Source organism: Hydrotalea sp., assembly GCF_049968455.1.
Classification (GTDB): domain Bacteria; phylum Bacteroidota; class Bacteroidia; order Chitinophagales; family Chitinophagaceae; genus Hydrotalea.
In genome coordinates this window covers 50,971-73,884 of sequence record NZ_JBMFQT010000010.1, presented here as the reverse complement: position 1 = coordinate 73,884, position 22,914 = coordinate 50,971, and the positions used below count along the sequence as shown (strand labels likewise).

At 34.9% G+C, this 22,914-nt stretch carries 20 protein-coding genes; 8 read left to right on the top strand and 12 right to left on the bottom strand.

Annotation, left to right across the window (positions count from 1 at the left end; genetic code table 11):
- Positions 1 to 3: 3 nt before the first annotated feature.
- The 4 genes from ACP5P5_RS08730 to ACP5P5_RS08715 all read left to right on the top strand — a co-directional run bounded on the left by ACP5P5_RS08730 (position 4) and on the right by ACP5P5_RS08715 (position 7,100).
- Positions 4 to 3,195, top strand: a complete 3,192-nt coding sequence (locus ACP5P5_RS08730) for an efflux RND transporter permease subunit (protein ID WP_428285723.1) — start codon at positions 4 to 6, stop codon at positions 3,193 to 3,195.
- Positions 3,196 to 3,280: 85 nt separating this feature from the next.
- Entirely contained in the window at positions 3,281 to 4,144 is an 864-nt protein-coding gene (locus ACP5P5_RS08725; protein WP_428285722.1) for a TraB/GumN family protein, read from the top strand.
- An 88-nt stretch (positions 4,145 to 4,232) separates the two neighbouring features.
- Positions 4,233 to 5,756 (top strand): serine hydrolase, encoded by a 1,524-nt coding sequence (locus ACP5P5_RS08720; protein ID WP_428285721.1) that lies wholly within the window; start codon positions 4,233 to 4,235, stop codon positions 5,754 to 5,756.
- Positions 5,757 to 5,795: 39 nt separating this feature from the next.
- Positions 5,796 to 7,100: an amidohydrolase gene (locus tag ACP5P5_RS08715; RefSeq protein ID WP_428285720.1), complete on the top strand. Its 1,305-nt coding sequence runs from the start codon at positions 5,796 to 5,798 to the stop codon at positions 7,098 to 7,100.
- 57 nt (positions 7,101 to 7,157) lie between these two features.
- Here ACP5P5_RS08715 and ACP5P5_RS08710 read toward each other — a convergent pair whose 3' ends face one another.
- The 5 genes from ACP5P5_RS08710 to ACP5P5_RS08690 all read right to left on the bottom strand — a co-directional run bounded on the left by ACP5P5_RS08710 (position 7,158) and on the right by ACP5P5_RS08690 (position 12,215).
- The gene (locus ACP5P5_RS08710; RefSeq protein ID WP_428285719.1) at positions 7,158 to 7,829 is read right to left on the bottom strand and encodes a YggS family pyridoxal phosphate-dependent enzyme; all 672 of its coding nucleotides are present in this window, start codon (positions 7,827 to 7,829) and stop codon (positions 7,158 to 7,160) included.
- Positions 7,830 to 7,844: 15 nt separating this feature from the next.
- Entirely contained in the window at positions 7,845 to 9,029 is a 1,185-nt protein-coding gene (locus ACP5P5_RS08705; RefSeq protein ID WP_428285718.1) for a hypothetical protein, read from the bottom strand.
- A gap of 46 nt (positions 9,030 to 9,075) precedes the next feature.
- Positions 9,076 to 10,230 (bottom strand): acyl-CoA dehydrogenase family protein, encoded by a 1,155-nt coding sequence (locus tag ACP5P5_RS08700; protein WP_428285717.1) that lies wholly within the window; start codon positions 10,228 to 10,230, stop codon positions 9,076 to 9,078.
- A gap of 86 nt (positions 10,231 to 10,316) precedes the next feature.
- Positions 10,317 to 11,132: an N-acetylmuramoyl-L-alanine amidase gene (locus ACP5P5_RS08695; RefSeq protein ID WP_428285716.1), complete on the bottom strand. Its 816-nt coding sequence runs from the start codon at positions 11,130 to 11,132 to the stop codon at positions 10,317 to 10,319.
- Between the two features lie 6 nt (positions 11,133 to 11,138).
- Positions 11,139 to 12,215 carry a 3-oxoacyl-ACP synthase III family protein gene (locus tag ACP5P5_RS08690; RefSeq protein WP_428285715.1) on the bottom strand — a complete coding sequence of 359 codons (1,077 nt, stop codon included), beginning with the start codon at positions 12,213 to 12,215 and terminating at the stop codon, positions 11,139 to 11,141.
- Between the two features lie 99 nt (positions 12,216 to 12,314).
- On the opposite strand from ACP5P5_RS08690, the gene ACP5P5_RS08685 reads away from it, so the two are divergent.
- Entirely contained in the window at positions 12,315 to 12,926 is a 612-nt protein-coding gene (locus tag ACP5P5_RS08685) for an HD domain-containing protein (RefSeq protein WP_428285714.1), read from the top strand.
- A 1-nt stretch (position 12,927) separates the two neighbouring features.
- Here ACP5P5_RS08685 and bshB1 read toward each other — a convergent pair whose 3' ends face one another.
- The 5 genes from bshB1 to ACP5P5_RS08660 all read right to left on the bottom strand — a co-directional run bounded on the left by bshB1 (position 12,928) and on the right by ACP5P5_RS08660 (position 17,103).
- Entirely contained in the window at positions 12,928 to 13,662 is a 735-nt protein-coding gene (bshB1, locus tag ACP5P5_RS08680) for a bacillithiol biosynthesis deacetylase BshB1 (protein WP_428285713.1), read from the bottom strand.
- 151 nt (positions 13,663 to 13,813) lie between these two features.
- Positions 13,814 to 14,065 (bottom strand): type B 50S ribosomal protein L31, encoded by a 252-nt coding sequence (locus ACP5P5_RS08675; RefSeq protein WP_428285712.1) that lies wholly within the window; start codon positions 14,063 to 14,065, stop codon positions 13,814 to 13,816.
- Between the two features lie 166 nt (positions 14,066 to 14,231).
- Positions 14,232 to 14,723, bottom strand: a complete 492-nt coding sequence (locus ACP5P5_RS08670) for a YajQ family cyclic di-GMP-binding protein (protein ID WP_428285711.1) — start codon at positions 14,721 to 14,723, stop codon at positions 14,232 to 14,234.
- A 75-nt stretch (positions 14,724 to 14,798) separates the two neighbouring features.
- Positions 14,799 to 15,839, bottom strand: coding sequence for a phosphotransferase enzyme family protein (locus ACP5P5_RS08665; protein ID WP_428285710.1), 1,041 nt, complete (start codon positions 15,837 to 15,839; stop codon positions 14,799 to 14,801).
- Positions 15,826 to 17,103 carry an NAD(P)/FAD-dependent oxidoreductase gene (locus ACP5P5_RS08660; protein ID WP_428285709.1) on the bottom strand — a complete coding sequence of 426 codons (1,278 nt, stop codon included), beginning with the start codon at positions 17,101 to 17,103 and terminating at the stop codon, positions 15,826 to 15,828. Before ACP5P5_RS08660 ends, ACP5P5_RS08665 begins: the two co-directional genes overlap by 14 nt.
- Positions 17,104 to 17,258: 155 nt before the next feature.
- On the opposite strand from ACP5P5_RS08660, the gene ACP5P5_RS08655 reads away from it, so the two are divergent.
- Together ACP5P5_RS08655 and ACP5P5_RS08650 are read left to right on the top strand one after the other, a co-directional pair.
- Complete coding sequence (locus ACP5P5_RS08655) at positions 17,259 to 18,296, top strand: N(4)-(beta-N-acetylglucosaminyl)-L-asparaginase (protein WP_428285708.1); 1,038 nt, start codon at positions 17,259 to 17,261, stop codon at positions 18,294 to 18,296.
- Positions 18,293 to 19,015 (top strand): copper homeostasis protein CutC, encoded by a 723-nt coding sequence (locus ACP5P5_RS08650; RefSeq protein ID WP_428285707.1) that lies wholly within the window; start codon positions 18,293 to 18,295, stop codon positions 19,013 to 19,015. Before ACP5P5_RS08655 ends, ACP5P5_RS08650 begins: the two co-directional genes overlap by 4 nt.
- A 4-nt stretch (positions 19,016 to 19,019) precedes the next feature.
- On the opposite strand, the gene ACP5P5_RS08645 is transcribed toward ACP5P5_RS08650, so the two are convergent.
- Positions 19,020 to 20,201 carry a carboxypeptidase-like regulatory domain-containing protein gene (locus ACP5P5_RS08645; protein ID WP_428285706.1) on the bottom strand — a complete coding sequence of 394 codons (1,182 nt, stop codon included), beginning with the start codon at positions 20,199 to 20,201 and terminating at the stop codon, positions 19,020 to 19,022.
- 72 nt (positions 20,202 to 20,273) lie between these two features.
- A complete protein-coding gene (gene serA, locus ACP5P5_RS08640; RefSeq protein WP_428285705.1) occupies positions 20,274 to 21,518 on the bottom strand; it encodes a phosphoglycerate dehydrogenase in 1,245 nt (414 codons plus the stop codon).
- Positions 21,519 to 21,638: 120 nt separating this feature from the next.
- Here serA and ACP5P5_RS08635 point away from each other — a divergent pair, with 120 nt between their 5' ends.
- Positions 21,639 to 22,862, top strand: a complete 1,224-nt coding sequence (locus tag ACP5P5_RS08635; protein ID WP_428285704.1) for a serine hydrolase domain-containing protein — start codon at positions 21,639 to 21,641, stop codon at positions 22,860 to 22,862.
- The last annotated feature ends 52 nt before the right edge of the window (positions 22,863 to 22,914 follow it).

Sequence of the window (22,914 nt, the reverse complement as noted above, 5' to 3'; positions counted from 1 at the left end):
GCAATGATAAAAGTATTAAAAAGCGTTATCGGTTTTTCGCTTAAAAATAAATTTTTTATAATACTTGCATCGGTGGCAATGATTATTGTGGGCATAATTACCTTTAAAAACATGCCCATTGAAGCCTTTCCCGATGTAACCAATACAGAAATAAGTATTATAACTCAATGGCCTGGAAGAAGTGCTGAGGAAGTAGAAAAGTTTGTAACCATTCCCATTGAATTGGCTATGAACCCGGTTCAAGATAAAGTTAGTCTTCGTTCCTCCACCATCTTTGGCCTTTCCTATGTGAAGTTAATTTTTGAAGATAATGTAAAAGACCCACAGGCTCGCCAACAAGTAATGAACCTGTTGGGCAATGCTAATCTACCAAATGGAGTAACCCCCAGTGTTCAGCCCCCTACTGGGCCTACTGGCGAAATTTATCGCTACACTTTAAAAAGTAATGTACGAGATGTACGAGAACTAAAAACCATGCAAGACTGGGTAATAGATCGTCAATTGCGCTCCGTTCCCGGTGTTGGTGATATTGTAAGTTTTGGGGGTAAAACCAAAACCTACGAAATACAAGTAAATCCAGAAAAGTTAACCAACCTTGGCATTACTCCACTTGATGTATTTACGGCAGTTCAAAAAACCAACATCAATATTGGAGGTGATGTAATTATTCAAAACAACCAAGCATTTGTTGTTAGGGGTATTGGTTTATTGAACGACATTAATGAAATTAAAAATATTATTGTTCAAAACATTAATGGGGTTCCTGTATTAGTGAAAGATGTAGCCAATGTTGAAATTTCAAATTTACCAAGACTTGGTTGGGTAGCACGTTCCAACGGATTAATTAATAAAGATGGGCAACGTGTTGTTACTGATGAACCCGATGTAGTTGAGGCTATTGTATTAATGCGTAAAGGGGAAAATCCAACTAAGGTATTAAATGCTATTAAAAGCAAAATTGACAAGCTGAATAGCTACATTTTGCCGGCAGACACTCAAATAATTCCGTATTACGATAGAACTGATTTAATCAATTACGCTACCCACACCGTTTTACATAATTTAGTAGAAGGTATTTTATTAGTGACCCTCCTGGTTTCGCTTTTCATGTTTAATTGGCGCACTACACTAATTGTTTCTATTATCATTCCCATGGCTCTTTTATTTGCATTTATTTGCCTTCGCTTAATGGGGATGAGCGCTAACTTATTATCATTAGGAGCCGTAGACTTTGGTATTATTATAGATGGTGCGGTGGTGATGGTGGAAGGAATGTTTGTTGTGCTCGATCACAAAGCACGAGACATGGGTATGGAGCGATTTAATAAAATTGCCAAGTTGGGATTAATAAGAAAAAACGGCGCTCAATTAGGAAAAGCTATATTCTTTGCCAAGGTAATTATTATAACAGGTTTATTACCCATTTTTGCATTCCAAAAAGTTGAAGGGAAAATGTTCTCACCATTGGCTTATACCCTTGGCTTTGCTTTACTAGGTGCATTAATTACCACTTTAACTTTAGTACCAGTTTTAATTAGCATTCTTTTGAAAAAGAATGTACATGAAAAACACAACCCTTTTGTAGCGGCTTTAACGGGCTTTATGATAAAAGGTTTTGCGGGTGCTTATAAAAGAAGAAAATGGGTGGTGCCCATTGCTTTAATAATTATGGCTGCCGGGCTTTATTCTTTTAAATATTTGGGGTCAGAATTCTTGCCTGAATTAGATGAAGGCTCCATTTGGTTAAGGGTTCAAACACCTTATAGTATATCATTAAACAAATCTGTTGAAATTTCTACACAGGTTAGAAAAATTTTAATGGGCTTTCCACAAGTAAAATATGCTGTGTCACAAACAGGACGCCCGGATGATGGTACCGACGTGGCTGGATTTTATAATAATGAATTTTCGGTAATGCTTTACCCTGAAGACTCATGGAAACCACGCATTAGCAAAGAAGAATTAATAGATAAAATGAATAAAGCACTGGAAAATATTCCGGGTGTTGATCTAAACTTTTCACAACCTATTATGGACAATGTGGAAGAAGCTGTTTCAGGTGTAAAAGGCTCCATTAGTGTTAAGGTATATGGCGATTCATTGAATTATATGGAAGAAAAAATACAAGATGTATATAATATTTTAAAAAATGTACGCGGAATTACCGATTTAGGGGTTATTCATAATATTGGGCAACCTGAATTAGATGTGAATTTAAATCAGGACAAAATGGCTATGTATGGTGTAGCTACTGCCGATGCAAATGCAGTTGTGGCTATGGCCATTGGAGGTGTAGCTGCTTCTACTTTATATGAAGGCATTAAAACTTTTGATATAAGAATTCGTATGCCCGAAAATTTCAGAAAAACCCCTGAAGATATTGGCAATTTGTTGGTCCCCACACAAAGTGGTTCTAAAGTGCCAATTAAAGAAATTGCTACCATTACTCAAAAAACGGGTCCGTGTTTGATTTTCCGTGATGATAATCAACGCTATTCTGCATTAAAATTTTCAATTCGTGGTAGAGATATGGGTAGCACCATTGCAGAAGCACAACGCAAAGTGGATGCCGTTGTTCACTTAAAACGTGGTTATACAATGGCATGGCAAGGTGATTTTGAAAATCAGAGAAGGGCAGAAAATCGTTTAGCTCAAGTAGTCCCCATTAGCTTGGCTTTAATTTTCTTATTGCTGTTCACCATGTTTGGAAACTTAAAAGATGCAGCACTTGTATTCTTAAATGTACCCTTTGCCATAGTGGGTGGTATAGCTGCACTATTTATAACAGGTACTAACTTTAGCATTTCTGCCGGAATTGGATTTATAGCATTATTTGGTATTTGTATTCAAGATGGCGTACTACTTATAACTGTATTCAAACATAATCTTGAAAATATTAAGGGTGCGTCTAATACATTATATACTTCAATTAAGTTGGGCGTAAACTCACGTATTCGTCCCGTAATGATGACGGCGTTAATGGCTGCTATAGGTTTGTTGCCTGCAGCCATTTCGCATGGTATTGGTTCAGAAAGTTCAAGGCCATTAGCACGAGTAGTTATTGGAGGTATTTTATGTGCCATGATTTTCTCGTTATGGGTATTCCCACTCATATTTGGCTGGGCTTATCGTAATGTAGATCAAAAACATCGAGCAACAAATAATGATGAATCTTCAAAAAATGAAAACCAATAATGATTCTCATTAAATAATTAAAATGTAAAAGCCGCTTCTTATCTTCATGAAGCGGCTTTTTTGTTATAATGAAAATTTTTGAACCATGCGATTATTGTATAAACTTAATTTTATTGTATCCTTGATACTTATCAGCTTCAATTTTAGTGAAGCTCAGACATCTTCTTTATTATGGCGTGTTTCTAGCAATCAAATAAAAAACAATTCCTACATTTTTGGCACATTTCATTTATTATGCCCTAATCAATTTCAAATACCGGATACCATTAATTCCATTCTACAGCAAGTGGATACCGTTTATTTTGAAATTAAACTCAACGATCCTTCTCTATTTAATAATATGCTGCAACAAATGACCATGCAAAACCATCAATCATTGCAGCAATTTATTCCACCTCCTACCTATGACTCAATGAATAATATATTTTTTGAAAAAACCAAAATGAACTTGAATTTCTTCCAATATTATAAACCCATTTTAGTTACATCGTTTTTATATCCCTCTTTAATGGGTTGCAATCCAGTTTCATTAGAAACCATGCTTCAAAACATGGCTGAAAAATTTAAAAAACCCATGGCCGGTTTAGAAACAGCCGATTATCAATTTAAAATATTAGATAAAATTCCTTATGAGCAACAAGCAAAAATGCTTCAAACAACTTTATTACATTTCAATCAATCACAAAACGAATTAAAAAAAATGGTTGAAATGTACAAACGAATGAATATTGATAGCCTGCAAAAAAGCTTAAAAAGTGAAGACAATTTATTGCAATATGAAAATGATTTAGTTATACAACGTAATAAAAACTGGCTACAAATATTAATCAATAGAATGAAAAACACCGCTTGTTTTGTTGCTGTTGGTGCAGGACATTTAGGAGGAACAGAAGGACTTATCAATTTATTACGAAAGGCAGGCTATACTGTAACTCCAATCAGTTTTTAAAATAGTACGCCTTTAAGAAAAATTTATTTGTTTTTCAATCACTGCATTATTCCCACATTGCAGTAACTTTCAGCAATAAAAATGATTTATGCAGAAATTGAAATTGATTTTATCAGGATGTTTATTAGTTTTTAGTTTATCGATTATTCAAGCACAACCTACATTCATAAAAGATAGCTTAAACAATTATATTCAAAACGGAATGCATAACTGGAATATTCCGGGATTATCCATAGCTATTATTAAAGATGGGAAAACAGTGGTTATGAAGGGTTATGGAGTAGCAAATACTACTACCAATGAACCTGTAAATGAAAACACTTTGTTCATGATTGCCAGTAACTCAAAATTATTTACTGCAACCTCATTATCACAATTAGCATACGACCATAAACTTTCATTAAACGATAAAATCATTAAATATTTCCCCGATTTTCAATTGTATGACACTGCCGTAACAAAAATGGTTACTATTCGCGATATGCTATCGCATCATTTGGGTACTAAAACTTTTCAAGGTGATTTTTCATTTTGGGATAGTAAAAATTCTCGCCAACAAATTATGTACAAAATGCGCTATCTAAAACCGAGCGGCACATTTAGACAAGATTATGGGTATTGTAATAGTTGCTTTTTAACTGCAGGAGAAATTATTCCAAAAGTTACCGGAAAACCTTGGGAAGTATATGTGTATGATAGTCTTATTCAACCTTTAGGAATGACACATACCCACACATTAGGTTATAGTATGGACAGAATGCCCAACGCTGCTACTCCATACACTACAGCATTTACTGGGAAATTAACTGCAATTCCATACGATCAGGTAGATAATTTAGCACCTGCAGGAAGTTTAGTAAGTTGTGTTGCAGATTTAGCAAAATGGCTTATTATGCAATTAGATAGTGGTAGATACCAGAGCAAACAAATTGTACCTTGGGAAGTATTGCGTACTACAAGAGAAATGGCTACTATTATTTCAAGTAGCAAAAGAGGTGAATCGCATTTTAGTGGTTATGGTCTGGGCATTTTTGAAACTGATTACCATGGTAAGCAAGTGTTTTGGCATACCGGAGGCGCATTTGGCTTTGTTACCAATACTTGCTTTGTACCTGAATTAAATTTAGGTATTACCATATTAACCAATCAGGATAACCAGGAATTTTTTGAATTATTACGCTATCAAATATTAAATGCTTATTTAAATGTTCCCTATGAAAACCTAAGCAATATTGCTTTACCCGGTTTTATGGATGAGCAACAATATGAAATTAAAAAAATTGAAGGATGGAAAAAAAGATTTAAAGGCAATGCTCCACCGTTACCTTTAAAGATGTACACGGGTACTTTTGAAAATAAATTATATGGTACTATTACCATAACTGCCCAACCCAATTCACAAGGCACCTTACACATACAATTCAATAGCCACAACAATTTAACAGCATACTTACAATATTTAGACAATGATGAATGGCTGTTAACATATTCAAATCCGGCATTTGGTATTTTTACCACATCATTTTTAACAAAAAACAATACAGTAACAGGTATTTCCATTAAAGCCAGCGATTTTGTTGAATATGATCCCTATTTATTTACAAGGAAGTAAATGATTATTTTTTCTACTAATAAACCAAAACTACAAACTATGAGATGGACTAACTTTTTTTTGTTGCTGCTATTACCATCATTGGTATTGGCACAAAATGAAACCAACATTATTAACACTTACAGCAATGCTGTAAACGATTCCGTGATAGCATGGCGAAGACATTTTCATCAATTTCCCGAATTATCAAATCGTGAGTACAATACCGGAGCATATATAGCTTCATATTTAAAAAAATTAGGCTTAGAAGTACAATATCCGGTGGCTAAAACAGGTGTTGTAGCTATACTAAAAGGTAGTAAACCCGGGCCCGTTGTTGCTATAAGGGCCGATATTGATGCACTTCCTGTACTTGAACGCGTACAATTACCTTTTGCCAGTAAAGTTACAGGTGAATATGAAGGTAAAAAAGTTGGGGTGATGCATGCCTGTGGGCACGACTCGCATATAGCCATTTTAATGGGTACAGCTACTGTATTATCGAAAATGAAGAATGTATTACCCGGTACCGTTAAATTTATTTTCCAACCTGCTGAAGAAGGTACTCCTGATAACGAGGAAGGAGGTGCACCTTTAATGATAAAAGAAGGGGTAATGAGCAATCCAAAAGTAGATGCCATTTTTGGTTTGCACATCAATTCACAAACAGAAATTGGAAAAATAAAATACAAATCCGGTTCAACCATGGCTTCTAGCGATTGGTTTACGGTTAAAGTAAATGGCAAATCATCACATGGATCACAACCATGGAGCGGTATTGACCCTATTGTAATTGCAGCACAAATCATTCAAGGCTTTCAAACTATTGTTAGTCGCCAAGAAGAATTAACAAAAGCACCTGTTGTAATTACCGTTGGAAAAATAAATAGTGGTGTTCGCAGTAATATTATTCCTGAAACATTAACTATGGAAGGAACCATCAGAACTTTAGATAGTAAAATGCAACAAGATGTTCATGAAAGAATGAAGCGCACTGCAGAAAAAATTGCAGAAGCTTCCGGTGCTACCGCTACCGTTAGCATTGATACCAAAACTGAAGTTACCTACAACAATCCTGATCTTGTGAAAGAAACTTTACCTGCTTTAGAATTGGCTGCAGGAAAAGATAATGTATCTACGATGGATTGGACCACCGGTGCGGAAGATTTTTCATTCTATGGCGATAAAGCCCCTGCTTTCTTTTTCTTTTTAGGCGGCATGCCCAAGGGAATGGATCCGGCCAAAGCACCCCCACATCATACACCTGATTTTTATATTGATGATAGCATGCTAACTGTTGGTGTAAAAGCATTTTGCCAAATAGTATTTCAATACGCCAAAATGCACCCCATTAAAACTTTATAAGAAATGAAAAACGGTTCAAAGTTTTTTCTTTGAACCGTTTTTTTATAAAATAATTATTTAAGAACGAGCTCCAAATAATAAACTGCCGATACGTACCATATTGCTACCATTGGCAATGGCTAAACGATAATCACTACTCATGCCCATAGATAGAATATTAAATTGAGTGAAATAAGGAAATTGAATTTGGCAGGTTTCGTACAGTTGATGTAAATATTGAAATTCTTTTTGTAACTGAGTTGTATCATCCGTAAAACTAGCCATACCCATTAAACCGCGAATTTGTATGGATTGATATTCAGCATTATTATTAATAACCGACATAATTTCAAATAATTCTTCATCATTTAATCCAAACTTGGTAGTTTCATTGGCAATAAACACCTCGAGCAAACAATCTATTTTCCGATTATTTTTTTGTGCATGTTTATTAATTTCTGCCAACAATGTTAAACTGTCAACACTATGAATTAAATGTACAAATGGGGCAATATATTTCACCTTATTTTTCTGCAAATGACCAATAAAATGCCACCTTATGTCTGCTGGCAATTGAGGCTGCTTTTCAATTAATTCTTGCACATAATTTTCTCCAAAATCTCTTTGTCCCAGATGATACAAAGTCAATATATCCTCAACCGGTTTGGTTTTACTTACGGCAACCAAGTTTGTGTGTGTTGGTTGTAATGCTTGTTGAATTGAATGATATTTATTTATATCAATTGCCATGTTACAAAATTAAGGTTAAGAAATTGTATTCTGATTTTGTAAAACAAGGTATTCGAGTAATAATACAATGTTGTAGCTTGGAGAATTGTAATTAAATACACCAATGTTTAAAAAATTAAATAAACTCTTAATTACGCTTGGCAAAATTGAACCCATTGTAGCTTTAAAAAAAACAAAATCATTATTGAAAACAAAATCAGAAAAGCTTTGAGTTGTAATAATATTATTTTGAAATGGATGATCATGCCATTTTAATAAAGCAGTAGATAAAATTATTTTATCGAAATCATGCGTTGAAGCCTGATTCAATAATTGATGTGTCATATTGATTAACTCTTTTCGTTCATTATCTAACCCATGAAAATTTGGTAGTGACATTAAACGAGCCAAATGATATAGTATAACAGGTAATCGTTGGTAATGTGGTGCAATCATTGCAGATTTAGATTGTAAATAATTACTACGAATACAAGTTTTGATTAAATTAATTGCAACTGAATCAGCTTTTGAAACGGGTAAGTTATTTTTGTACACAAAGTACAGGACGTTGCTCAACACACAAATGTCAAAATCAACAGGCATTTTATCACCAAACCAAGTTGAATAGGTAGGATAATGGCGCAATATTTTTGGTGCTGAACGATTTTTCTTTCCATTTCGTAAGTTAACATATTGTTGCATTAGCAAGTGTACTTTTTGTGCATCAGTGCTATCGGTATTCAAGGCCATTAGGCTGATTACTGTATCATCCATATCATCTGGTAGTGCCATAGAAGTATTCATTAAATTCAGCCAGCCGCCATTTGGGAATACAATACTTGGTTTTGTAGGCCAAAAATTATAGGTATTTCTTCCAGAAGTATTTTTAAATTTTTTAAATGCAGGCAATGCATTTTGAATAATTGAATCGACTAAAACTTTATCACTTGTATTAAAATTTGAATAGAGATCTCTTAAGGTGAATACAATGAGTGCGGTATAAAATATATTGTCATCAGGTTTAGCAGCATTAAAATGATAGGTTCTAAAAGTTGGAAAAGTACCTTTTGTAAATTTATTATTTTGATGGGTTAATGCTTGTTGATGGGTTAAAATTTGTAATAAAGCATTAATAGAAATTGTATCAACAGAAGCAGCCATTAATCGAGAGGAAAAATGGCTGCACAAAAACAAAATAAGTATTAATTTTTTTAATTGCATGACAGTTACTGAAAGGGATCACTAACAACTGCCGGCTTTAACAGTTCTATTTTAAAATATTCCGGCTTATTACAATCCGTTGTACTTCACTAGTACCTTCATAAATTTGGGTAATTTTAGCATCGCGCATTAAACGTTCAACATGGTATTCTTTCACAAAACCATATCCTCCATGTATTTGTACAGCTTCAACTGTAACCCACATAGCCGTTTCGCTAGCATATACCTTAGCCATTGAACTACTTAAATCATAATTCAAACCATGGTCTTTTTCCCAAGCAGCTTTCAAGCAAAGCAAACGAGCAGCATCAATACGGGTAGCCATATCGGCCAATTTAAATTGTATAGCTTGATGTTTGGCTATTTCTTGGCCAAATGCTTTACGTTGTTTAGAATAAGCCAATGCTAATTCATAAGCACCACTAGCAATACCTAAAGCTTGAGCGGCAATACCAATTCTACCGCCGGCTAGCGTTTTCATGGCAAATTTAAAACCAAACCCATCTTCACCAATTCTATTGGCCTTAGGTACTTTTACATCGTTAAATAAAATACTATGGGTATCACTACCTCTAATGCCTAATTTGTTTTCTTTAGCGCCTACGGTTACACCCGGCCAATTTTTTTCTACAATTAACGCATTAATTCCATGTGAACCTTTTTCAGGATGGGTTTGTGCAATAACCAAATAAACACTAGCGCTAGAGCCATTGGTAATCCAATTCTTGGTTCCATTTAATAAATAATAATCACCCATGTCTTCAGCAATTGTTTTTTGTGAGGTGGCATCACTTCCCGCTTCGGGTTCACTTAATAAAAAAGCACCAATATATAGTTGACCATCTTTTTTGCCCTGTGCCAATGGGGTTAAATATTTGTGTTTTTGCTCTTCAGTTCCAAATTCCTGCAATCCATAACAAACCAAGCTATTATTTACACTCATACAAACACTAGTACTGGCATCCACCTTACTAATTTCTTCCATTGCTAATACATAGCTTATGGTATCCATTCCAGCGCCACCATATTCAGGTTTTACCATCATACCCATAAAACCCAAATCTGCTAATTGCTCCACTTGTTCTTTTGGAAATTTTTGGTGTTCATCTCTTTCAATAACTCCCGGCAAACAGGTATTTTTAGCTAAATCGCGGGCTGCTTTTTGAATCATTAAATGCTCTTCACTCAAATTAAAATCCATAATTGTAATATTTAATACCAGCAAATTTAAGCTAACAAGCGTTAGTAACATCAAATTGTTGTATGTAAATTTTTTACAAGAAAGTGTTACATATATTTCTTTTGCAAATTATAAAGAATTAAACGGGCAGCCATATTCATTCCGGGAGTTGTATCCTGCAAAAAGTGGCGTTTAAATGCAACAATTGCTGCGGAACTATCTTTTATATCATATCCTATAATCCGTAAAGCAGCCAGTGTATTAAATGATGAGGGTAAAGTATCATTTACGTCGGCAGTATCAAACCAATAACCGAATCCCTGTTTGGATAGCAATTGCCAGGGGAAACGATAATTTGGATCGCTTTTCCGAGTAGGTGCAATATCGCCATGTCCAATAAAATTGGCAGAGGGTATTCGGTATGTTTGTTTTAATCGGTGCAATAAACTAAGCAAGCTATTTATTTGTGCTTCGGGGAAAGCCTCAAACCCATTGTTATCTAATTCAATTCCAATGGATGATGAATTAACATCTTTATCGTTACCCCAACTACTAATCCCTGCCTGCCAAGCTCTTAAATAATCGTTTAACATGTGATATACTGTGCCATCTTTACAAATTACATAGTGTGCACTTACTTGAGAGGCGGGACGCGTAAAAGTTTTTAACGTAATAGGGCAACCATTTTGTGCTGTATGGTGTATAATAACGTAATTGGGTTTACGTAAATTAAAATTTGTGGTACCCACAAAATAAGGTGGTTGTTGTATGCTATCGGAAATAGGAACTTCCGGTAGCGCTTTTATTTGCTTTGCCCAAGCAGCAGCTTGCTTTTTATAACTTTTATTACTAGCATAGTAAGGATTACGCGAACAGGCATATAAACCTATAAAAAACATAAATAAAATAAAGAATTTTTTCATAAAGCATTACAGTTTGTAAGTAACTGCATTAATATTCATTCCGGCACCTACCGATGCAAATAAAATAATATCCCCTTTTTGCAAATGATGTTCCGGTACTAACCCTTTTCTTACCCAATCGAGTAAGGTGGGAATAGTGGCTACAGAACTATTGCCTAATGTATGAATACTCATAGGTAAAACGTTAGCAGGAACTTGATGAATACCATACAATTCATACATTTTTTTCACAATTCCTTCATCCATTTTTTCATTGGCCTGATGTAAAAAAATCATTTTTAGTTGATCAATAGGAATTCCGCTTTTATCTAAGCAAGCTTTCATGGCTTCGGGAACATAACGCATAGCATATTCGTAAACTTTTCTTCCTTTCATTTTTATAAATCGAATGCGAGGGTCAGCTTCAGGAAAATAAGATTTACCCATATACAAATAATCTAATTCTTCTAAAGCATGCGATAATACGCTGTAGGATAAAATACCCACCTCTTCATCTGTTTCTTTTGCACTTACAATACAAGCTCCTGCACCATCAGAAAAAATCATACTATCCCTATCATATACATCAATAACCCTTGATAAGGTTTCTGTACCTATTACTAAACAGTTTTTTGCCACACCTGCTTGTATAAAAGCATGAGCCTGTATTACACCTTGTAACCAGCCAGGGCATCCAAATACAATATCGTAAGGTACACAAAGGGGATTACGTATTTGTAAACCATGCTTTACTCGCGATGCAAGTGCAGGCATGGTATCGGTTTGAATGGTATGCTGAATAACATTACCAAAATTGTGTGCTAAAATTATTTGATCTATGGATTCTTTGTCAAAACCGGCATCTTCAATTGCAGCGTTTGCTGCAGCAATAGCCATATCAACATTATTCATATTACCCGGCGCATAACGTCTGGCCTCAATGCCGGTAATTTTTTTAAATTTTTCTGCAATTTCGCTCGATGGTAGCGCAATGGGCTTACTGTTTTCATCGTAAAACTGATTAATATAAAAGTCTTTATTCAACTTAATTAATTCAGGAATATAACATCCTGTTCCGGAAATAACTGTTTTAATGGCAGGCATTTTAAAAAAATATAAATGTGAGGTTTAAATGTAAGCATTGTTCATTAACAAAAGTGCAATTTATAAAAATTCAAACCTGTATCTTTATTCAAAAAAATTATGTCACTAAAAATAGGAAGAAGTGTATTTGGCAATATTGCTAATAAGAATAATGTAATGAGCAAATCAGCCGCAATGGAATTACTGCAGCAATGGGTATTAAACCCGAAATTGCAATTACATATGTTGCAGGTAGCGCATTTAATGAAGTGCTGGGCTGAAGAAAAAGAAAATTTATCTGTAGAAGAAAGTTGGAAATGGGAAATGGCAGGCTTGTTACACGATGCAGATTGGGATCAGTGGCCTGAATTGCATTGCAAAAAAATTATTGAAGAATTAGAACAACGGAATATTGATCCTGAAATCATTCATGCCATAGCATCACATGGTCCGGCACATTTTGGAGTGCAGCCAGAAACTAAAATGGATAAAATGTTATATGCCTTTGATGAATTATCAGGCTTAATACATGCCTATTCATTAATGCGCCCTAATGGTTATGAAGGCATGGACGTAAAGGGTGTGAAGAAACGGTTCAAAGAAAAATCGTTTGCAGCCAATGTATCTCGCGATGAAATTTTAGAAGCATGTGATATGGCAGGCATACCATTAGATGAGTTAATTGCATTTATCATTCAAAGGCAACCATTAGTAAGCATGCCTGCTCATTAAACTAGGTTACGTTTTGTACAATAGCATCGAATGAACGAATGCCTAATACTTTTTCTGAAATGAATCCTTCGGCATATTCTACTCCTATTCGTTTACCCAACATCATAGCCCTAGCTTTAACTGTTTCTAAAAATTGTGGAGAAGAAATATAAGTTTGAGGTTCATTTAATTGTACTTCGGAAACATAGAATTGTGTGCTGTAAGCCAAAACTGCTTCAATTTTTTTAGACATATATGCCGAAATATCAATAACAAAGGAGGGTTGGATAAATCGGTCTTGTATGTAGTGAAAAACATAAGAAGGCCTCCATTTTTCTTGATTATTTCCTTCAAATTGTGTTTCAATTTTTCTTAAACCTGATAAAAAAGCTGCATCAGCTACCAATTTTGCACTGCGGCCATGGTCGGGATGCCTATCTTCAGGCGCATTACAAAGAATAATTTCAGGCTGATATTTTCTAATAACTGTAATTACTTTACGTAAGTGTGTTTCATCATTTGTAAAAAATCCGTCAGCCATAGTTAAGTTCTCTCTAATACTAATGCCCATAATTTTTGCAGCATCGGCAGCTTCTTTTTTACGTGTTTCTGCAGTACCACGTGTACCCAATTCGCCTTGAGTTAAATCTACCACTCCTACTTTTTTTCCTTCGGCAATAGCTGCCATAATTGTTCCGGAGCAACCTAATTCTACATCGTCAGGGTGAACGCCAAAAGCTAGTATATCTAATTTCATACCTTTTAAAAATTTATGCAACTGTTTTAACTATAACTAAAAACAGATATTGTAAAAAATAGTTGGTTATGATAAAAATAAATTTCAACAAAATAAAACAAAAAACCCAGTCATTAACAGACCGGGTTCTTGCTCTATTCTCACGTGTAAATTAGTTTTTCTTTGCATAGCGCTTTTTGAACTTATCAATACGCCCTGCAGTATCAACCAATACATTCTTCCCGGTATAAAACGGATGTGAAGTATTAGAAATCTCTAATTTAATTAAAGGATATTCATTGCCATCTTCCCATTGAACAGTTTCCTTAGAATCGGCAGTAGAACGACTTAAAAATGAGTGCCCGTTACTCATATCTTTAAATACCACTAAGCGGTATTTTTCGGGATGGATACCTTTCTTCATACTGAATGATTTAGGTTGTACGGTTCAGCCGTACGATTATTAAATTTTTGAGGGTGCAAAAATAGGGGTTCAATGCATTTTAACCAAAAAAAACACTCCATTTAGCACTCATTTGGCATTTATTTGAGATGGGTATACCTTTAAAATCCAAAAATTAGCTTAAATATTACGATTTCATGTTTTCAAATTGTAAAGGAACGCCAAAATCAGTTTCTTTACATAGTTTAATTACAGCCTGTAAATCATCAATTTTTTTAGCTGTCACTCTTACAATAGTATCCATTATTGAAGGTTGCACTTTTAAACCGCTGTCTTTAACGGCTTTCACAATTTTTTTAGCAACATCTTGTTTTAAGCCATTTTTTACGGTTACTTCCTTTTTCATTATTTTACCACTTGGGTAAGCATCTTTATTAAAATCAAATGCATTAGCAGGTATACCCTGCTTCATACCTCGGCTTATTAAAATATCAATCACCTGCTTCATCTTCATTTCACTTTCTACTTCAAGCATTAAAGTAAAATCCTTTTTATTTAAATCAATCACTACAGGTGAATCTTTAAAATCAAACCTGCCTTGAATTTCTTTTTTAACGGTATTAATGGTATTATCTAAAGTTTGAAGATCAACTTTACTGGCAATATCAAATGAAGGCATATCAAATTTTTTACAAAGATAAAAAATGTTGTGAACTATGTTATGAAAATAAAATAATATATTGAGATGCTGGAACTATAAATTAAAACTTTGCAATTGCATTTTTTCTAACAAATGAAACTGATTAAATGCTCTATTTAAATTTTGTTCGGAATAAGTACAAGCGTAATATTGATTGTTTTGCAAATAATCGGTTAAGAAACGTAAGGCCTGCATATAGGTAATAATTTGTCCGGAAAACATTAAATGGTCTTTTTCAAAAGGCGTTAACACATCATTCATATACACTAAATAGCCGTCATATATAGCTTGCCAATATTCTTTTCTCACCTCAATCAATGAAAAATTGGTTTCTTCCTCACTAACGGGGCATAAATACGTACGCATCATATCGCCCATATCGCTAAAAAAATAACCCGGCATTGTGGTATCAAAATCAATAACAGCAACACCTTCATTCCTTGCATTAAACAAAACGTTCGATATTTTAGCATCGTGGTGCATTACACGTTGTTTACAGTTGTTTTTATGAATGAAATCATTAAATTGTTCTACAATTTTGTAATTATCGGTCACTTTTTGCATTAAAGGTGCTGCTGCCTTTTTTGTATCTGCATTTGCGTTCTCCCATGCTTGTTGAAACTGCCAATAACGAAACGACAGATGGTGAAAAAAAGGTATAGAAACATTACATTTATTAACCGAGAATGTTGCCAGCAAAGCAGTGAATTGACCAAATTGTTTGGCAGCCTCATAAGCTTCATTAGAAGAAAGTAATATCGAATTGGTATGTGTGCCTTTAATAAAAGGAAACAATCGGTAATAATTTCCTTCAATTTCAATCATCGTTTTTTGCTGCACCGTTGCTATTGGGCCAACAAATAAATATTCCGGGAAATAATTATGAAAAAACTGTGATAATAAACGTAAATTTTCATCAATTTTTTCTGGTTGAGGAAAAACATTTGTATTAATTTTTTGAAAAATATATTCTTCTTCTACAGTAGATATTTTACAAGTGTAGTTAATTAAGCCACTGGACAATACTTCTATTGATTTTATTTCAGGAAGTTGGTACAGTTGTTGAATTTGAATTGGCAGTTCAATTGTCGGCATTGGTTAATACAGTCTTTTTAGGTTTGTAAAATTCCCTGAAAATTAAGCGTAAATTAGGGTCTTTGGTAAAATAATTATAAATCCAGTTGATGAATACTTGTACTCTGTTTTTTACGCCAACCAATAAAAACAAATGAAGCCCCATCCAAACCAGCCAAGCCAAAAAACCACCGAAATGCATTTTGGGCTTTGGAATATCAACCACCGCTAAATTTCTGCCTACAGTAGCCATACTCCCCTTATCATAATACTCATAAGGAATAGCTTTACCGGGGTGCAATAAATTCATTGCTAAACGAAACCCTTGTGTTATGGCCACATTGGCAACCTGAGGATGTCCATGCGGATATATAGGTGTTTCCATGTAGGCTACATCACCTACAGCATACACATCCGGCACACCTAACACTTCATTAAAGCGATTTACTTTTAGTCTGTTGCCTTTAACTACTAAACTTTCATCGAGCCCTTTAGGCACATTTCCTTTTATGCCTGCAGCCCAAATTAGAGTATTAGATGCAATGGTATTTCCGTTACTTAATTTAACCACTTCCCCATCATAATCATCAACAGAAACACCTGTTATAACTTCTACCCCCAATTGTTTCAAATATTGTTCAGATTGAATTTTGCTTTTTTCCGACATAGAAGCCAATGTATGTTGGTTATGTTCAACCAAATAAATTTTCATTAATGAAAAATCAAGTTCCGGATAATCTTTGGGTAAAATAATATTTCGCATTTCTGCTAAAGCACCACATAACTCCACCCCCGTTGGTCCGCCCCCAACCACTACAATGGTTAATAATTTCATTAGTGCTTCTCTGCTGGTAATCTGCAATGCTTCTTCTAAATTGTGTAAAAAACGATGGCGTAACTGCAATGCTTCTGCTGTACTTTTCATTGCTAATGCAGCTTCCTGAATTTTAGTATTACCAAAAAAATTAGTATCAGCTCCCGTTGCAATAATCAGTTTATCGTATTGAAAATTACCAATATCCGTATGTACTTCTTTCAAATGAATATCTACCCCCTGTACATTCGCCATTCGTATATGAATATTTTTACTGTTTTGAAACACCTTTCGTAAAGGGAATGAAATGTTGCTGGCATCTAACCCTGCAGTAGCTACCTGGTAAAATAGCGGTTGAAACTGATGATAATTATATTTATCCAATAACCAAACTTCAATATTTTTTTGGTTATTTAGGGTACGTGCAATTTTCAATCCGGCAAATCCTGCTCCAATTAATACTATTTTCATTATGCTATAATTTTAACTCAACTGCATAAAGGTACATCACAGTATCAGGCTACATTTACTTTATTTGGAAAGAATTTAGCAATTGAAATGCTGTATTTTGGCTGATTAATTATCTTTAATTATGTAGCATATTTACGTAACAAAAAAACTATAACGTGCAACGAAGAAATTTTTTATCGCTTAGTTCATTTGGATTAACTGCATTTACTCTACCAAAATTGAACTTCCCACTAATAAACGGACCGGTGAAAAAGCCCATTGTTATTGCAACTTGGGATGCCGGTATTGCAGCCAACAAAGCTGCGTGGCTCATATTGAAAAACAATGGTCGTGCTTTAGATGCGGTTGAAAAAGGTGTAATGGTTATAGAATCATCTATTAGCTGCTGTGTGGGGTTAGGTGCTAATCCGGACCGTGATGGCTATGTTACATTAGATGCCTCCATAATGGATGAAAATTATAATTGCGGTGCAGTTGCCTGTTTGCAAAGAATAAAACATCCTATTTCAGTAGCACGTCGTGTAATGGAAAAAACACCGCATGTGTTATTGGTTGGAGAAGGTGCCCAGCAGTTTGCCATTGCGGAAGGGTTTGCTTTAGAACCGGAAAAGTTGAGTCCGGAAGCAAAAAAAGCTTACGAAAACTGGCTTAAAAAAAGTGAGTATAAACCCATCATTAATATTGAACGTACAGAAGGTGGCAATGCATACACACCAACTCTGGTACCGTCAAAATTGGCTAACGGAGAATGGAATCATGATACAATTGCTATGCTGGCATTAGATAGTGCAGGCAATTTAAGCGGTAGCTGTACAACAAGTGGTCAGGCATTTAAAATGCATGGTCGGGTTGGGGATTCGCCTTTAATTGGTGCAGGGTTGTATGTTGATAATGAAGTTGGCGCTGCAGCAGCCACCGGCCAGGGTGAAGATATTATTCGCACTAGCGGTTCACATACAGTTGTTGAATTAATGCGTCAAGGTTGGTCGCCTGAACAGGCTTGCAAAATGGCTGTTGAACGTATTGCAAAAATTAAAGGTGCCAAAGCAAAAGATATACAAATAGGGTTTATTGCACTGAATAAACAAGGTGTTTATGGGGCATACGGATTACAAAAAGGTTTTAATTATGCAATTTGTTATGCCGACGATAAAAATATTTTAGAAGATGCTAAATATCTACTGCCCGCATGAAACTATTAGAAATTGCTGTTTTCTCTATTGAATCTGCTTTCATTGCTGCAAAAGCTGGTGCAAATAGACTTGAGCTTTGTGAAAATTATGATAATGGTGGAACAACGCCATCTTACGGATATTTAAAAACAGTACGTAACCAATTATCATTACCCATGTTTGTAATGATTTGTCCACGTGCAGGCGATTTTGTTTATAACCAAGAAGAATTTGCTGCCATGAAAGCAGATATACTTCTGTGCAAGCAAATGGGCTTTGATGGGATAGTAGCCGGAGTTTTAAAAGCGGATGGCAGTATTGATAAAGAAAGAATGCAGCAAATTGTAGAATGGGCTTACCCAATGGAAGTTACCTTTCATCGTGCTTTTGACCGTTGCAATAATCCAATGATGGCTTTGCAACAAATTATTGCATGTGGCTGCCAACGCATTTTAACCAGTGGCCAACAACCTTCGGCTTTAGAGGGAAAAGATTTAATACAGCAATTAATAGATGCCGCTAATAATGATATCATTATTGTTCCCGGTGGTGGCATTCGAAGCAATAATTTAAATGCATTATTGCAAACCATTCACTCAAATGAATGGCATAGCAGTGCAAAAAAATTGGTTCCTGCAAATAGTGAATATTGGGTTACGACCATGCATGATGCAAAAGAAAAAATTATTGCAGATGCCAATGAAATAGCTGCTTTACAAACAATATTAAATGCTTCCTGAAGTTTTATAACCCGGCATCATAAGGCATGGCGGTTGATAAACCCATCCAATTCCAATCGCCGGTAACCCAAAAATCATTACCGGGAAATGCATATCCATTCTTAGTAATATAAACCGGATTGTTTGAAAAGATAATGTATGAATAACTTTCAGCCTGATTTCCCAAAAATGGGTTAAATCCATTGGTTTGTTCATTAAGTCCCCAGGCATCCACTCTTCTGTATTTTACTTGTAAAATAACTTGTGGTGCGGTAAGAGATGTGGTAAAATCATTTATTTTTTTAAGGTAAGTAGTCAAACTGTTTGCTTTGCCGGAAAGTAATAAATCAACAAACTTTTTCTTTACAATTGCATTACCTGCTTTAACCGACTGAATGCCTGTTGTATTTTTTTTATTAGCAATGGCAGCTGTATAACCTGGCTCATCTTCAAATATTCTTTGAATAAACTGAACAGCAAATCCATTTTGTTTTAAACTATCTGCATATAAACTATACCAAAACGAAACCTGACTGGTTGCAAAGTTTTGAATGCGATTATTTTTCCATTTATACAAAATAGATGGATTGCCTGAATGTAGCGGTTTGAAACCCATTGATACATCATATAGCAAATCGCCGTTCTTATTCATTTTAAAACTTTCAAAATTCATAATGAGCAAATATCCTAAAGCCTCATTGCTAACCAATAATGGCCCATCGGTGACAACATTCAGAATTTGTGTTGAATCATCCCAATTAAAATGTAAAACATCAGCATTCAACATTTCACATTGCGCGGCATTAGCAGAATGACCCATATAAAAGTTTTGAAATAGCTGAAACCATTCTTTTCCCTTTTCTGTATTATTTCCTATCCAATTTAACCAACATTTGTTTTCAATGGGTTGCATTTCAAATTTGAGCAATGCAGGAATTTTTTGATACTGTACATGATACTGCAATGTTTCAAAACCTTTTTGTGTGGCAATAATATCGGCTTCGGGTGCAGTTACATTTTTTAATTCAAACGAGCCATCAGTTTGAGTAATTGCTAACTTTTCCGATTGATTTATATAAATATAAACTCCACTTAATGGTTTATTGGTAGCAGCATCCACCACTATTCCTTTCAGGTTATAGGCATTAGCATTTGCAAAAAAAGTACTAAAGAGTATGCAAAGGCTTATCGCTTTATTTATTTTCATGCAATAAAATTCTCATATAATATTTATTGTTTCGAAGTTGGCCAAAAAAAGTAACCTACCTCTTTACAAGCACTAATATAACATGCGCACTTTAATCGTTTCTTTTACGCCCTTTAATAATTCGGCAGCTTGTTTAGATAATTTTTTATCTACATCTAAAACAACATAACCAATCGTATCATTGGTTTTTAAATATTGACCAACTATATTAATATGGTGTTCAGACAAGGCCGTATTAATGGCACTTAACACCCCCGGCTTATTGTAGTGAATGTGCAAAATTCTATGCGAACCCTCAACTGCCGGCAAACTAATGGCAGGGACGGTATGTGAGCCATTGGTAATACCACGTTCCAAATAATTAAACAACTTGGCACTAACATCCTCACCAATATTCTCCTGTGCTTCCTCGGTTGATCCGCCAATGTGTGGTGTTAAAATTACATTAGGCAAACCTTGCAAAGGTGTTTCAAAATGGTCGCCGTTTTTTTCAGGTTCCCAGGGAAATACATCAATGGCAGCACCGCCAACTAATCCGGCCTGTATGGCTTCTGCTAAAGCTTTCAAATCAACCACTTCACCACGAGCGTAATTCAGTAAAATGGCTCCCGGCTTAAAATTTTTAATTACAGACCTGGAAATTAAATTTTTGGTTTGCGCTGTTTCAGGCACATGCAACGTAATAATATCGGCAGTACTTACCAATTCCTTCAACGATTTACATGCTGACGCATTGCCTAATGGTAATTTGTTTTCAATATCGTAAAACCGCACTTTCATACCCATTGCTTCGGCCAATACACTAACTTGTGAACCTATGTTGCCATAACCAATAATACCTAAGGTTTTGCCACGCAATTCAAAACTGCCTTTAGCTTCTTTTAACCAAATGCCTTCATGTGCGGCTTTATTTTTATCGGGTATTCTGCGTATAAGCATAACGGCCAATGCAATTACCAATTCAGCTACACTTCGTGTGTTGCTATAAGGTGCATTGAATACCACAACGCCATTTTCGGTAGCAGCTTTTAAATTTACCTGATTTACGCCAATGCAGAAGCAGCCAATTGCCTGCAATTTAGTGGCCGCTTTTAAAACATTCTCGGTAATTTGGGTTTTGGAACGAATGCCTATTAAATGTACATTTTTTACAGCATCTATTAGTTGGGCTTCGCTTAAAGCGCCATTTAACTTTTTTACATTAATGTATCCATTTTGTTTAAAAAATTGTACTGCTTTGTCGCTTATATTTTCCAACAGCAGTATATTAATTTTTTCTTTCGGATAACTTGTTGGGTTGGTTGGTTGCTTGCTCATGCGTGCTAAATTAAATCATATTTAGCAAATGTTCAGTTGCCATAAAATTTACTTTTGTTTTTGATTAACGTCAATACCATATTTTATACTTTATATTTGCGCCTTTTGAAACTTTACCGCATGCGAAAACTATTGTTATTATCATCTATATTTTCTTGCTTTATCTCATCATGTCAATCACAACAAGAGCCTAAAAATCAGCCCGTTACTATTCAGGCAGAAACTTTTCATTTTAATCCATTAACGCCGGAACAAAAACAGGCCTATGCTGATGCCATTGAACCCTTATACAAAAAAGATTTGTTAGATAAAGGTTTTAATGGTGCCATTTTAATGGCCAAAAACGGCGAAGTGGTATTTGAAGATTACCATGGTTACTATAATTTTAAAAACAATGAAAAATTAACTGCGGATGATCCATTTCACCTGGCTTCCATTTCAAAAACTTTTACTGCAATGACTTTATTGCGTTTATGGGAGCAGGGAAGAATAAATTTAACTGATACATTACAAAAATTTTTTCCACAATTTCCTTATCAAAACATAACCATTACCGAGTTATTATCGCATAGAAGCGGCTTACCCAATTATGTTTATTTTATGGATGAAAAGAAGGCCGTTGTTACTTATACAAGAAACAAACGCGGAAGGCGCGTTAAAGTGGTACACTTTGTAGCATCGGGCAATGAAGTGAAAGGCTTTCAAACCAATGAAGATGTGTTAAACTACATGGTAAAATACAAACCTGCAATTTTAGCTTTACCTAACAAAACTTTTCATTACTGTAACACCAATTATGCCTTATTGGCACTTATCATAGAACGTGTAACACACATTCCTTTTCCACAATACATGAAAGATAGTGTATTTAATGTGTTGGACATGAAGCACACATTTGTGTTTAACATTGCCGATACAGCTAATTATGTTCCCTCTTATCAAGCCAATAAAGCGCCATTTAAATTAGAAAAGCTAGATTGTATATATGGCGATAAGAATGTTTACAGCACAGTTAGAGATATGTTGCTATGGGATAGAGCATTGTATGAAGGCACTTTTGTACGTCCCCAAACTTTAAGCATGGCCTTTGAGCCACAAAGCCACGAAACCAGATCGAACCATAACTATGGATTAGGCTGGAGAATGCTGCTGGATGGCACCAATGGGCCCATTATTTATCATAACGGTTGGTGGCATGGCAACAATACTGTCTTTACAAGATTAATTAATGATACTGCAACCCTAATTATACTAGGCAATAAATACAATAGAAATATTTACAGTGCCAGAAAATTAACTTCAGTTTTCTCGGGAACCTCTGATACTTCAAGAGTAGAGGAATAATTTAAGGGTTTTTAAAATTGATAGATATCAGAAAATATTTTACCCACGATTA